1 rRNA gene is annotated in these 231 nt (G+C 55.0%); it reads right to left on the bottom strand.

Going from position 1 to position 231, the window contains the following annotated elements:
* Positions 1-231 (bottom strand): 16S ribosomal RNA (locus tag ACTHSL_RS14315); the annotation flags it as partial.

The raw sequence follows: 231 nt of genomic DNA, 5'->3' as shown, positions 1-231 counted from the left end.
CCCCACCGACTTCGGGTGTTACAAACTCTCGTGGTGTGACGGGCGGTGTGTACAAGGCCCGGGAACGTATTCACCGCGGCATGCTGATCCGCGATTACTAGCGATTCCAGCTTCATGTAGGCGAGTTGCAGCCTACAATCCGAACTGAGAACGGTTTTATGAGATTAGCTCCACCTCGCGGTCTTGCAGCTCTTTGTACCGTCCATTGTAGCACGTGTGTAGCCCAGGTCA

It is taken from the genome of Neisseria sp. P0008.S010 (genome assembly GCF_051962715.1).
Classification (GTDB): Bacteria; Pseudomonadota; Gammaproteobacteria; order Burkholderiales; family Neisseriaceae; genus Neisseria; species Neisseria elongata.
The sequence above is the reverse complement of the archived record's forward strand: the minus strand, read 5'-3'. Positions and strand labels throughout refer to the sequence as shown.